At 72.2% G+C, this 12,105-nt stretch carries 11 protein-coding genes; 4 read left to right on the top strand and 7 right to left on the bottom strand.

Annotated features, from left to right (window positions below; genetic code table 11):
* Window positions 1–511 precede the first annotated feature (511 nt).
* Window positions 512–943: a hypothetical protein gene (locus QF034_RS19725; protein ID WP_307176209.1), complete on the top strand. Its 432-nt coding sequence runs from the start codon at window positions 512–514 to the stop codon at window positions 941–943.
* Between the two features lie 693 nt (window positions 944–1,636).
* Entirely contained in the window at window positions 1,637–2,395 is a 759-nt protein-coding gene (locus QF034_RS19720) for a glycosyltransferase family 2 protein (RefSeq protein ID WP_307176208.1), read from the top strand.
* An 18-nt stretch (window positions 2,396–2,413) separates the two neighbouring features.
* Here QF034_RS19720 and QF034_RS19715 read toward each other — a convergent pair whose 3' ends face one another.
* From QF034_RS19715 to QF034_RS19705, 3 genes are all read right to left on the bottom strand, one after another.
* Window positions 2,414–3,175 carry a PIG-L deacetylase family protein gene (locus QF034_RS19715; RefSeq protein ID WP_307176207.1) on the bottom strand — a complete coding sequence of 254 codons (762 nt, stop codon included), beginning with the start codon at window positions 3,173–3,175 and terminating at the stop codon, window positions 2,414–2,416.
* A 9-nt stretch (window positions 3,176–3,184) separates the two neighbouring features.
* The gene (locus QF034_RS19710) at window positions 3,185–3,424 is read right to left on the bottom strand and encodes a ferredoxin (protein ID WP_307176206.1); all 240 of its coding nucleotides are present in this window, start codon (window positions 3,422–3,424) and stop codon (window positions 3,185–3,187) included.
* A 96-nt stretch (window positions 3,425–3,520) separates the two neighbouring features.
* On the bottom strand, window positions 3,521–4,012 hold the full coding sequence (locus QF034_RS19705; RefSeq protein ID WP_307176205.1) for a hypothetical protein: 492 nt from the start codon (window positions 4,010–4,012) through the stop codon (window positions 3,521–3,523).
* A gap of 357 nt (window positions 4,013–4,369) precedes the next feature.
* Between QF034_RS19705 and QF034_RS19700 the strand changes: the two genes are divergently transcribed.
* Window positions 4,370–8,575 (top strand): nSTAND1 domain-containing NTPase, encoded by a 4,206-nt coding sequence (locus QF034_RS19700; protein WP_307176204.1) that lies wholly within the window; start codon window positions 4,370–4,372, stop codon window positions 8,573–8,575.
* 162 nt (window positions 8,576–8,737) lie between these two features.
* Here QF034_RS19700 and QF034_RS19695 read toward each other — a convergent pair whose 3' ends face one another.
* The 4 genes from QF034_RS19695 to QF034_RS19680 form a co-directional block, all read right to left on the bottom strand.
* The gene (locus tag QF034_RS19695; protein WP_307176203.1) at window positions 8,738–9,325 is read right to left on the bottom strand and encodes a GNAT family N-acetyltransferase; all 588 of its coding nucleotides are present in this window, start codon (window positions 9,323–9,325) and stop codon (window positions 8,738–8,740) included.
* A gap of 82 nt (window positions 9,326–9,407) precedes the next feature.
* The gene (locus tag QF034_RS19690) at window positions 9,408–9,932 is read right to left on the bottom strand and encodes a DinB family protein (RefSeq protein ID WP_307176202.1); all 525 of its coding nucleotides are present in this window, start codon (window positions 9,930–9,932) and stop codon (window positions 9,408–9,410) included.
* A 9-nt stretch (window positions 9,933–9,941) separates the two neighbouring features.
* Complete coding sequence (locus QF034_RS19685) at window positions 9,942–10,406, bottom strand: hypothetical protein (RefSeq protein WP_307176201.1); 465 nt, start codon at window positions 10,404–10,406, stop codon at window positions 9,942–9,944.
* Window positions 10,407–10,440: 34 nt separating this feature from the next.
* The gene (locus tag QF034_RS19680) at window positions 10,441–11,307 is read right to left on the bottom strand and encodes a bifunctional DNA primase/polymerase (RefSeq protein ID WP_307176200.1); all 867 of its coding nucleotides are present in this window, start codon (window positions 11,305–11,307) and stop codon (window positions 10,441–10,443) included.
* Window positions 11,308–11,634: 327 nt separating this feature from the next.
* Here QF034_RS19680 and QF034_RS19675 point away from each other — a divergent pair, with 327 nt between their 5' ends.
* Window positions 11,635–11,961 (top strand): hypothetical protein, encoded by a 327-nt coding sequence (locus tag QF034_RS19675; RefSeq protein ID WP_307176199.1) that lies wholly within the window; start codon window positions 11,635–11,637, stop codon window positions 11,959–11,961.
* The last annotated feature ends 144 nt before the right edge of the window (window positions 11,962–12,105 follow it).

Here is a 12,105-nt window from a genome sequence, read left to right as displayed (position 1 = left end):
CGATCGGGGCCGGGAGTGCGGGGCCCGGACTTCTCTACTCCATCAAGTGCCCGCGCGAGGCGCGCGCTGGTCCCTGAGGTCGCAGCGAGCTACGGCCCATGAGTCGAGTACCACTCAAAAGGCGCCGTCGGCCGGTCGGCTCCCAGACTTTAGGCAGCCGCCATGGGGCGATCCTCGATGATCATAGACCCAACGTCGTGCTTAGCGCGACGATCAGCCCACCTGAGCCATCGCGGAGGTCACACCGCCCTCAAGGGCGGCGAACTGGCTGCAATTCGCTTCCAACTTGCCCGTAGTCGTACGGTTCTATGGGCTGCGGATGCGGAACAAGCCGGACAGGCGAGGGTATAGCGGAAGGAGCTGACGATCGATTTCCTCAAGCTCAGATCTAGCTCAGAGGATTCACTGATCACTTGTGGTGATCATGGCACGATGTCAAGATCGTGGGCGACCAGAGGCCTTCTGGCGAAGGCCTCAACTACGGGGATAGGGGATTCCCTTGCGTGCCAATATGAAGAGGCTTGCCATCGCCGGTGCTGCCGCACTCGGTGTGCTCGCGCTCGCTGCGCCGAACGCCTCGGCGACGTCCAAGCAGTCGGACTACGTCCCGATGAAGATAAACCCGAACTGCTTCATCAAGGTGTACGTGGATGACCACCAGTACGCCGGCAAGATCCGCGCCCAGGCGAGCTTCCACTGCGACAAGGGCGACAACCTCTTCACGCCCTACATCAGCATCGACCGGGACAGTACTCACGGCCTAGCGACGAAGTCGGCCGGTCTGAAGGTGATTAACAAGGACAAGGGCTTCGGGGGCTTCGAGACGACCACCGCGGACAAGTCCGGTACCCAGTGCTACCGGGCCGTCGTACTCGTCGTGTATCCCGACCCCGCGGACGTGAACCAGGACCAGACCGTCAAGACTCCCTGTCTCAACACCTGATCCAAAAGGGCCAAGCTGCCTAGCCCGCAGAGGTCGCGAACCGGCCATTTGGTCACGTCGGGGCCTAAGGAAGACCCTTGGCGATCGCAGCTTCCCAAGCTGAGAGCTTGGCCGACACGACACGACACGACAGGGCAGGCTAGAGGCGTTGGGCAGCGTTTGGCCGTGAAGCGAGGTCGGTCGGCGGAACAGTCGTCCATCCCGATGGCGGACGTCGGGCATGAGGCGTTTGTCGCGCGGTCAACCCGGAGCCTGTGGGCTATACGTGGGCCAACGCGCTGAGAAAGCAAGCCAGTTAGCGCATAGTCGCAGGCCGGCAATGCAATGGGCCGTGACTGGCGACGGTCTTGAAACCCGTCGTGGCAGCGATGCCACCGTGGGTTCACATCCCGCCGACTCCGCGTAGGTCATCCATGTTGCAGGTCAGAAGGGGTGCCAACCCTCTGGGGCGGCACCCCTTCTGCGTGCACCCCGTCATCATTTCCTCCTGTTGCCCTCCCGCAGGGAGAACGGGGGTCTGTGGGCGGTACGTGGGCCACGGAGCTATGCTCGCCCCGTCAGTTCGTGATCTGCGCAGGTGGCAAACGGTTCGGCTCCGCGCAGCTGAAGTATCGCCGGTGACAGGGGTTGTCGAGCGTGCTCGGCGGCCCCTTTCGCGTGCGTGGGGGTGAGTGAGAGGTGGTGAGGGCGGGCGTGGGCGGATGCATCGTCGTCGTCACCGCTGTGCACGGCCCGTCGGCCCGCTTCCTGCCCGAGGCCCACAAGTCCCTGCGCGCGCAGTGGCTGCCGGAGGGCTGGGAGTGGCACTGGGTCATCCAGGAGGACGGGGAGAGCGCGGACGTACGGCCGTACGTCCCCGACGACGAGCGGGTGACCTTCCGGCAGGGCCGGGCCGGGGGCCCTGGTGTCGCTCGGACCATCGCGCTGGCGCACGCCGAGGGTGCGTACGTGAAGGTCCTGGACGCCGACGACCAGCTGACGCCGGGCACACTCGCGCGGGATCTGGCGGCGCTGGAGTCCGACAGCGGGCTCGGGTGGGCGACCTCGCGCGTGCTGGACCTCATGCCCGACGGGTCGACGGCCGGTTTCCCGGGCGACCCCGACCCCGGGCCGATCGACCGCGGGGTCGTCTTCGAGCACTGGAAGGCCAACGGCTTCCTCGCACCGGTCCATCCGGCCTCGCTGTTCGTCCGCCGGGAGCTGTTGCTCGCCCTCGGCGGCTGGATGGCGCTGCCCGCGTCGGAGGACACGGGGCTGCTGCTCGCACTGAACGCCGTGAGCCGCGGGTGGTTCTCGGGCGAGGTGGGACTCCTGTACCGGAAGTGGGAGGGGCAGGTGACCGGGCAGACGGCCCATGTGAACCGAGCCGAGCGCGCTGCCCGGATGGCGGTCGTGGAGGCCAGGGCACGGGCGCTGGCCGGTCTTCGGTGGCCGTTTCGGGCCGGGCGCTGACGTGAGCTGATCACCCACCTATGGCTTGAGCTCCGTCTCCCTCGGCGCCTTCGCTACGAGGCCATGGCGGATGTACCACTCCGTACCGAGCAACCGCTCCCGCTCGGGCGCCGGCAGCGCGGCGATCAGGCCCGGGGCGGCTCCCCGTTCCACCTCCGTGCGGTGCGCCAGCACGGCGGCGATTTTCCGGTCCAGCCAGCCGGTGACGTCGACGGTCGTCGTGACCCGGTCGTCCGGGACCGTGAGCATGGTCTTGCCCGTGGGGGCCAGGTGGCCGCCCCACGCCCGGACGGCGGAGTGCGGGTGCGTGGACAGGTACAGCGCGCTCGGCTGCCAGGGCTCACCGGCGTCCGGGTAGAGGCGTTCGAGTCCGGCGGCGTGGGCGGCCAGCAGGGTCACGCGGTGGGTGTGTACGTGGTCCTCGTGGCCGGTCAGGCCGCCGTAGGCGTCGTGGGTGACGACGATGTCCGGGCGGAAGTCCCGGATCTGGGCGACCAGGGCGCCCACCGCCTCGTCGAGCGGGGCGTCGCACAGGCGCGGGCTGCCCGGGGCGGACCGCGGGGCGCGGGAGTCGGCGTAGCCCAGCAGGCGTGGCCGGCCGGCGCCGAGGATGTGGAGTGCGTCGGCCAGTTCCGCGGCGCGCGGGGTGTCCGCCGCCCAGGTGGTTGTGACGACCGCCGTGCGGGCGCCCGCCGCCGCGTGCCGGGCGAGGGTGCCGCCCGCCACCAGGGACTCGTCGTCGGGGTGGGCGAAGACCGCGAGCAGGCTCGGTACCGGCATCGGCCCTCGCTACGGACGGTCCGGTGACGAGGGTGCGTCGGTGACGGTGACGGTGACGGTGATGCTGATGGCCTGGCTGGGGCACTTCTCCGCCGCCTCCAGGATCTCCGGGGTGTCGCCCGCCTCTTCGTGGCCCGGGCGGACGACACCGAATCCGTCGACGAACTCGAAGACCGCCGGGGCCCTGTGGACGCACTCGGCGGAGCCGTAGCAGAGCTCGCGGTCGACAGAGACCCTGTGTCCCTTCATTCCTTTCATCCCCCCTCGTCCCCACCGGCCGCTACCGGAAGCCGGTGGACCCGAGGTGTTGCCTGCCCAGCGTGAGGCCCGCCGAACCGGCCCGCCCTACCGCGCGCCGGCCGCCGCGAGCCAGTGGGCGACCCGGCGTACGGCGGCCTCGTCGAGTCGTTCGGCGAGGGCCTGGACGGTCGCCTCGTCCTCGGGGGAGAGGTCGTAGAGGCCCGCCTTGCTCAGCCCCGACATGAGGACCTGGTGGCGGCGGCCGGTCATGCGTTCCGCCAGTACGGTCGGTCCGTTCGGTCCGGCGGCAGGGGCGTCGGGGGTCGGCAGGGGCGTGGCCGCCTGCTGCAGGGGCGTGCCGGACTGCGGTGGCGTGTCGAAGCGGTGCCAGGCGCCGTCCTTCGGTCCCCACAGGGCGAAGGTCACCTCGTCCCCACGCGCGCGCAGCGTCTGTGTCATCTCGCCCAGGGCGTGCAGTACCGGCGAGCGGTGGGGCGACTCCGCGGCTGCCCGCCAGGTCCCCTCGGCCGGCCGGTGGTACATCGCCACCCAGCGCGGGGCTCCCTGCGGGCTCGGGCTCTCGGGACGTGTCTCCACTGTGCTCACCCCTGTACGTCGCTCCGGAAGCGGTACGCAGGCCGGCCTTGGCAACGGCAGGCAGACCATAGCTGACGGGTCGTCAGGAATCCAGGGTTGGAGAGCGTGGTCCGCCGGGGAGGATCACCACGTCGTCCGGCACCGGTCCCTCCCCTCGTGGGGACCGGTACCGAACGGTGGGGTCAACGTCGCCCGACTTCGCTGGAGGTTGACCGGATGAGTGCGCTGCTACGTCCGGATCCTGCCAGTTCCGGCCACCGACGAGGAGTCTCCGGTTCCGGGTGGACGGTATTACCGCAGGTCAGGCGTATAGAGTGAGTTTTCCGGTCCGGACGTCCAGACGCGGGGAGTTAAGGAGTGGAGACCTTGGGTTCCGACTCCGGGGCACGTACCGCCTTCGCGGAGCGCCTCGCGCTGCTCTACAAGGAAGCCGGGAACCCTCCCCTCAAGCGGGTGTCCGAAGCGGTCGTCCGGCTCCAGCGGGTCGACGAACGCGGGCGTCCCGTCCGGGTGTCCGCGCAGCGCATCAGCGACTGGCGCCGGGCACGGAACGTACCCGCTCAGTTCACCGCCCTCGCGGCGGTGCTGCACGTGCTGATCCCCGAGGCGCGGCGCGCGCGGCCCACGCCGGTCTCCCCGGGCCTGTACGACCTCGGTCAGTGGCAGCGGCTGTGGGAAGCGGCGGTGGCCGGCCCGGTCGGCGAGCGCGACCCTGGCTCCGCGGAGCAGGAGCGGCCGGACGCCGAGGCCCCGCCCGCGCCGCCCGGCGGGGTGTGCCCGTACCGGGGGCTGGCCTCGTACCGCAGGGAGGACGCCCGGTGGTTCTTCGGCCGGCAGCGGAGCACGGAGGCGCTCGTCACCCAGCTCCGGGCCGTGGCGGGGACGGGCGGCCTGGTCATGCTCGTGGGCGCGTCGGGGGCGGGGAAGTCCTCGCTGCTGAACGCCGGGCTGGTGCCCGCCCTGCGGGACGGGGCGCTGGGTGACGGCGGCGACCGCGGCGCCGAGGGCGACAGCGGCGCGGGTGGCGGCGGCGAACGCGGCGCCGAGGGCGACAGTGGCGCGGGTAGCGACAGTGGCGGTGGCAACCGTGGGGGCCGCGACCGCCGCGACCTCAGTGACGGTGTCGCCGTTACCGGCAGCCCTGCCGGCGAGAGCCGGCACGCGACAGCAGTCGTCCAGCTCGTCCCCGGCGGCCATCCCCTGGCCGAGCTGACCCGCTGCATCCCCGAGCTGGGGCCCGTCGTCTCGGCCATGGCCGCGGCCGAGGCACCCGGCGCCGAGGACCCCGTCGTCCCCACCACCGTGGGGCCACGCGTCCCGAGGGGGCCCGACGTCCGCGCCGCCGTCACCGCCTGGGCGCGGCGCGAGGCGCCGTCCGGCGCGCGGCCGGTCGTCATCGTGGACCAGTTCGAGGAGACGTTCACCCTCTGCCCCGACGAGGCGGAGCGACGTGCCTTCGTCAAGGTCCTGCACGCCGCCTGTTCGCCGGCCGGCGACGGCGGCCCGGCCCCGGCGGTCGTGGTGTTGGGCATACGGGCCGACTTCTACGAGCAGTGCCTCAGGTATCCCGAGCTGGCCGACGCGCTCCAGCACCGGCACATGGTGCTCGGCCCCCTGACCACCGCGGAGCTGCGCGATGCGGTGACCGGCCCGGCCAAGGCCGTCGGTCTGGAACTGGAACCGGGGCTGGCGGAGCTGATCGTCCGGGAGGTGAGCGCCGACGGCCCGCGCGGGGCGCACGACGCGGGCGTGCTGCCGCTCCTCTCGCACGCCCTGCTCGCCACCTGGCAGCGCAGAAAGGCGGGCCGGCTCACGCTCGCCGGGTACCGCGCGGCCGGCGGCATCCAGGGCGCGGTCGCGGCGACCGCCGAGCGGGCCTGGTCCGGTCTCGACCCGGCGGCGCGCACGGCGGCCCGGCTGCTCCTGCTCCGGCTGGTCCGGCTGGGCGAGGACACCCAGGCCACGCGCAGGCGCGGCACCCGGCGCCAGCTGGCGGAGGAGTCGACCGACCCCGGCAAGACCGAGGAGTCCCTGGAGGCGCTCGTCCGCGCCCGGCTGGTGACGCTGGACGCGGAGACCGTGGAGATCACCCACGAGGCGCTGCTGCACGCCTGGCCGCGGCTGCGCGACTGGATCGACGACGACCGGCAGGGCAACCTGCTGCGCCAGCGTCTGGAGGAGGACGGCCGGGCCTGGGAGGAGTCGGACCGCGACACCTCACTGCTCTACCGGGGCTCCCGGCTGGAACAGGCCCACGGGTGGGCGAAATCCGCCGGGGACACGTTTCTGACCCGGAGCGCGGTGGAGTTCCTGGCCGCCTCGGTCAGACTGCGCCGGCGCATCATCTGGATCAGCCGGGGCGCGGTGGCGACCCTGGTCGTGCTGGCGGTGCTGGCCGTCGGAGCGGCCGTCGTCGCCTGGAAGCAGCGGGACGAGGCCGTGTTCGAACAGGTGCTCGCCCAGGCCGATCGTGTCCAGTACACGGACCCCTCGCTGTCCGCGCAGCTCGACCTGGTGGCACATCGGCTGCGGCCGGACGACAAGGGTGCGAACAGCCGCCTGATCTCCATCGTGAACGCCCCGCTGTCCACGCCGCTGGTCGGCCACAGCGGCGCCGTCTACCTCACGACGTTCAGCCCGGACGGCCGTACCCTCGCCACCGCCAGCTACGACCGGACCGTCCGGCTGTGGAACGTGACCGACCCGAAGCGTCCGAAGCCCCTGGGCAAGCCGCTCACCGGCCACACCAGCTGGGTGAGCAGCGCGGTCTTCAGCCCGGACGGCCATACCCTCGCCAGCGCCTCCGACGACGGCACGATCCGGCTGTGGGACGTGACCGACCCCGGCCACCCGAAGCGGCTCGGCAAGCCCCTGACCGGCCATGACGGCACGATCTACCTGGTCGCCTTCAGCCCGGACGGGCGCACGCTGGCCTCCGTCGGCGACGATCACACCGTACGGCTGTGGGATGTGGCCGATCCGCGCCGGCCGCGAGCGCTGGGCAAGCCCCTGACCGGGCACGAGGCCGCCGTACGGTCGGTGGCGTTCAGCCCGGACGGCCGGACGCTGGCGGCCGGCGGCGACGACGGCACGATCCGGCTGTGGGACGTGACGGGCCCCCGGCGTCCGGAGCCGGTCGGGGAGCCGCTGACCGGCCACACCGCCACGGTGCACTCCGTGGCCTTCAGCCCGGACGGCCGTACGCTCGCCAGCGGCAGCTCGGACAACACCATCCGGCTCTGGAACCTGGCCGACCGGCGTCACCCGGCGGCGATCGGAGCGCCGCTCACCGGCCACACGGGCCCGGTGTGGTCCGTGGCCTTCAGCCCTGACGGCAGCATGCTCGCCGCCGCCAGCGCGGACAGCACGGCGAGTCTGTGGAAGGTCGATGATCCGGCGTACCCGTCGCAGGTCGGCGCGCCCCTGGCGGGCAGCAGCGGCGAGATGTACGCGCTCGGTTTCAGCCCCGACGGGCGCACCCTGGCCACCGGGTCGGGCGACAACAAGATCCGTCTGTGGGCGCTGCCGACGGCGGACATGATCGGCCGGACCGGAGTGTTCCGGCCCGACGGGCGGGTGCTCGCGACGGCGGCGCTCGACGGACGGGTCCGGCTGTGGGACGTGCGCAAGCCCGGCAGGCCCGTGCCGATTGGCGAACCGTTTCTGCCGAAGGGTGGCGTGAGCTCCCTGGAGTTCTCCGCGGACGGCCGCACCCTCGCCGTGGTGACGGGGAGCCGGGCCCTGCAGCTGTGGAACGTCGGCGATCCGGACCGCCCCGTCCCCCACGGCTCGCCCGTCCCGCTGCGCATCCGGTTCGCCGACCCGCTGGCCTTCAGCCCGGACGGGCGCCTGCTGGCGACCGCCGACGACGACCGCACCGTCCAGCTGTGGGACGTCGGCGACCCGTCCCGTCCGCGCCCGCTCGGCGCGCCCCTCACCGGTCACAAGGGGTACGTCAACTCCCTCGTCTTCAGCCCGGACGGCCATACGCTCGCCAGCGGCAGCGCTGACGGGACGATCCGGCTGTGGAACGTGACGGACCCCGGGCGTGCCGTCCTGCGCGGCGCACCTCTCACAGGGCATCTCGGAGCCGTCAACGTCCTCGCCTACAGCCCCGACGGGCAGACGCTGGCCAGCGGCGGCGACGACAACTCGGTCCGGCTCTGGGACATGGAGAACCCGGCCAGGGCCTCGCAGCGCAAGAGCCTCACGGGCCACACGGAGGCGGTCGTGTCACTGACGTTCAGCCGGAGCGGCCACACCCTGGCCAGCGGCGGCAACGACAGCACCGTCCGGCTCTGGAACCTCTCCGACCCCGCCAGGGCCACAGCGATCGGCCAGTCGATGAGCCCCAACGCCAAGAGCGGCGGCACCTTCCTGGCGTTCAGCCCGAGCAGCCACATGATCGGGGTGTCGAGCGGCACGGACACCATCCGGCTGTGGAACCTGGACGTCGACGCGGCCGCACGCCGCGTCTGCACGATGACCCGGGGCGTTCTGACGCGCGAGACCTGGAGCGAGTACCTGCCCCGGCTGTCCTACGACCCGCCGTGCGAGCCCTGACGGGACCGGATCGCCCAACAGGCCGCGCTGTCACGGGAGTTGAGTGATACGAGTCACAACTCTGGCTTTACTGACGAACAGTCGGTTTCCATGGACAAGCGCTTGTTACCCTTGGCCATAGCCCGACCGCTGGTGCATCCCCCGTCGCCAGCGGTCGGGCCTTTACGTGTGCGTGTGCGCTCGCAGATCGAGCCGCATCAGGATCCGGGGGTGGCCGGCCAGTACCGAGGTGGTGGCGGCCGCGTAGGTGAAGCCGGCGCGTTCGAAGTTCTTGCGGAGGCCGGCGTACGCCATCGTCAGGTCGACCTTGGCGTCGCCGTTGTCCAGGGGGTACGCCTCGATCGCCGGTGCGCCGTGGGCGCGGGCGAACTGGACCGCGCCGGCGATCAGGGCGTGCGAGATGCCCTGCTTCCGGTGACCGGGACGTACCCGGACGCACCACAGCGACCAGACGGGCAGGTCGTCGACGTGCGGGATCTTGCGGTTGCGGGCGAAGGAGGTGTCCGCACGCGGGGCGACGGCGGCCCAGCCGACCGGTTCGCCGCCGTCGTAGGCGAGCACGCCGGGCGGGGGATCGCGGTGACACAGCTCGGCGACGTACTCGCCGCGGGCCGGCCCGCGCAGTTCGTTGTTGAGCTTGGAGGGGATCCGGTAGCTCAGGCACCAGCAGACGTTCGCCCCGGGCGACTTGGGCCCGAGCACGGCCCGGACGTCCTCGAAGACCGTGGCCGGACGGACGTCGACGCTCATGCCACCACGATGCCACGCGCCGCCCGGCCCCGCCGCCCGGCCGGGCTCCTCAGGGCCTGGAGATCGACGAGGGCGACCCTGCTCAGGCCGATGCCGCCCGCAGCAGTCGCAGTTGGCCGATCTCCGTCGCGTTCTTCATCAGTTCCGCGTTCAGCCAGGCCGCCATGTGCGCGACCGTGTACTGGGGGTCGTTCGGCCAGGGGAACGGGGCCGTGGTGTCCAGGCCGGGGTCGGTGAGGTCGTCCAGGACGGTCAGCCACTGCGTGTGCAGGCCGCGCAGCCAGTCGATGGCCGGGGTGCCCTCGCCGGGCCAGGCGATGTCCGTGCGGTCGCGGGGCGGGCGGCCCTGGGCGTGGTCGAGGGCCACGCTCCACCACCAGCCGATGTGCCAGCTCACCCAGGCGATGGTGGGGACGGGCACGGGGTCGGGCTCGGTCTCCGCCCAGTCGGGGACCCAGGTGCCGTCGGGGCCCCTGCGCATCGCCCAGCAGTGCGGCGCGGGCTCCCAGAGGAAGTCCTCCGGCTTCAGCCGCTCCAGGTGGTACTCGAACAACGACCAGGTCAACTCGTGCTGCCAGCGCAGCAGTTCCGGGCGGGAAACGCTCATCGGGCGAGCCTACGCAAGAGCCCGGGCGTCCCGCGCCAGTCCCGCCCAGTCGAGGTCCCGCAGCCCCGGCTCCGCGTCGCAGCCCGACGGCAGCCGGGGCGTGGCCTGGAACCAGACGACGGTGAGCCGGGAGCGGTAAGCGACCGGGTCGTGGGCCGGATCGAGAGCCGTGGAGTGGAACGTGCCGACGCAGGCCACGGCGGGCAGGACCTCGACGGGCCCGAGGCCGCCCGCGTACTGGTCTGGGTAGGCGCGCCGGGGCGGGAGCAGGTGGACGGGTGTGCCGGGCCGGGCCCGTTCGGCGGCGCGCAGCAGGCCGCGGATCCGCCGGTCGTTCACCGGCTTGCAGGGATAGCCCTCCAGCAGATCGCCGTACGTCGATGTGAACCGCAGCTCGGCGAGATCCACCGGGCGGCCGGAGGCCAGGACGAGGCGGGCGAGCGCCAGGGCCGGCGTTTTGGCGTGCTGTCGCATGGAGGTCTTTCGGTGCTCATGGACGGGGTCCGGCTCAGGGCCGGTGCCCCGTCAGCCGCGCGGCCGACGCGATCGTCGCCCGGGCCTCGCGCTCGGACAGGCCGGTGCCCCGGGCGGCGTCGACCAGCGCGTCCACGAGCGCGGGGCCGATGCCGTCCTCGTAGGCCCGGCAGGCCGCCCAGAACAGCCGGGTGTTGCGCTGGCCCTCGTGCGCGGCGAGGACGAACTGGACCAGGCCCTGGCCGTGTCCGCCGGTCGCCGGGGGTGTGGGGTGGTGGGCGCGGGGCGGCGGGAGCAGCAGGCGAAGGAGGGAGCGCGGGCAGGGCGCGGGGGCCAGGTGCGCGGTCCCCGGGGCCGCGGCGTACACGCCCTGGCCGGTGCGGGAGCCGGGGCCGACGAGGTAGCCGCCGGCGCCCCGGATGTCGATGCCGGGGGCGAGGCGGCCCGCCGAGTTGGGGACGACCACGTCGGGCGGTCCGCTCAGCCAGAGGTGGCGGCCGCCGGACGGGGTCACGACGACCACGGTCGGCGGGATGGTGAACAGGTGCCGCAGCGCCAGCTCGCGCAGGGCGGCCGAGGCGTCCGTGCCGGTCTTCACGTCCAGGTCGAGGCCGATCAGATGGTGCGGGGGCAGGCCGCAGGCGATGCCGTACCCGGTCGCCCAGGGCGCCGCGGCGAACAGTTCGCGGATGCGGGCGGGGTCGCTGGAGGCGTCGTAGACCCCGTGGCCGAGCCGGCCGCACTCGCCGTGGCAGGGGGAGGGGACGGGGTCGTCGCGGTGCGGGGAGCGCAGCGCCGGGAGCTTGGTGCGGGACAGGGGGATGACGGCCAGTCCGCGTTCGGCGGCTGACAGGGCGTGTGCGAGGGCCAGCGTCGTGGCCTGCCGGTCGGTGGTGGCCATGCTCCTAGTTTCGTACGTGCGTTCGAAAAAGGAAAGGGGAACGGGTGCGACGCGCCGGGGCGGAGAGCCGGACGGGAAAACACGGGCACACCTCGGCCGTTGCGGCACCTGGGTTCGAACGCCCCCTTCTGCTCCCGCCCGGGACGGAAGTGACGCAAAGGGGTTTATCGACTTCTCGTCACGCTTGCGTGCGAATGGTGGCTTCCGGTGTGGTTCGCCGGGGATTCGGTGGGCAACTCTGGACTCGCGACGTCGCGTACCGCACCGGGTGGTCGGCCGACTTCCCTGGTGGCAGCAGCACTTCTGAAGTCCTGGAGGGACCACAACATGGCACGTATCCGTACCGGCCGCGTCATCGCCGCCGTCTTTGCCCTTCCGCTCGCGGCCGCCCTCTTCACCGGGGTCGCGACGGCGGACAACGGCTCCATCGCGGACAACGGATCGATCGCGTCCGCCACGGAGGCCGAGCAGGGCCTCCTCGGCAGCGGCGTCGGCGGCGACAACTTCGGCAACGCGGCCACCACCCAGCAGCATGCCGTCGGCGAGGGCGCCTTGAACCAGAGCAACACCGCCCAGGTCAACGGTACGGAGCCCACGGTCGTCAACCAGGGCAACGCCAACACCGCCGTCGCCTTCTCCCCGCTGTGGTGGTGAGCTGAGCGGGCCGGTGCACCGGCATCGGCCCGCGTCCTGTGGGGGTGTGCTTCGTGGGGTGACACGCGCCTGTGCGGCGGTACTTCGGTACCGCCGCGCAGGCGTTTTCGGCGGCTGTGAGGTCTTGACGGGACCATTGATCTG

Origin of the sequence: Streptomyces africanus (assembly GCF_030816955.1) — a bacterium.
Classification (GTDB): domain Bacteria; phylum Actinomycetota; class Actinomycetes; order Streptomycetales; family Streptomycetaceae; genus Streptomyces; species Streptomyces africanus.
This window is presented reverse-complemented; position numbering and strand designations above follow the sequence as displayed.

Bases quoted from the DNA above. Each gene is read 5' to 3' on its own strand.
- QF034_RS19725 (WP_307176209.1), top strand. From the start codon at position 512: ATGAAGAGGCTTGCCATCGCCGGTGCTGCCGCACTCGGTGTGCTCGCG.
- QF034_RS19715 (WP_307176207.1), bottom strand. From the start codon at position 3,175: ATGCCGGTACCGAGCCTGCTCGCGGTCTTCGCCCACCCCGACGACGAG.
- QF034_RS19710 (WP_307176206.1), bottom strand. From the start codon at position 3,424: ATGAAGGGACACAGGGTCTCTGTCGACCGCGAGCTCTGCTACGGCTCC.
- QF034_RS19695 (WP_307176203.1), bottom strand. From the start codon at position 9,325: ATGAGCGTCGACGTCCGTCCGGCCACGGTCTTCGAGGACGTCCGGGCC.
- QF034_RS19690 (WP_307176202.1), bottom strand. From the start codon at position 9,932: ATGAGCGTTTCCCGCCCGGAACTGCTGCGCTGGCAGCACGAGTTGACC.
- QF034_RS19685 (WP_307176201.1), bottom strand. From the start codon at position 10,406: ATGCGACAGCACGCCAAAACGCCGGCCCTGGCGCTCGCCCGCCTCGTC.
- QF034_RS19680 (WP_307176200.1), bottom strand. From the start codon at position 11,307: ATGGCCACCACCGACCGGCAGGCCACGACGCTGGCCCTCGCACACGCC.
- QF034_RS19675 (WP_307176199.1), top strand. From the start codon at position 11,635: ATGGCACGTATCCGTACCGGCCGCGTCATCGCCGCCGTCTTTGCCCTT.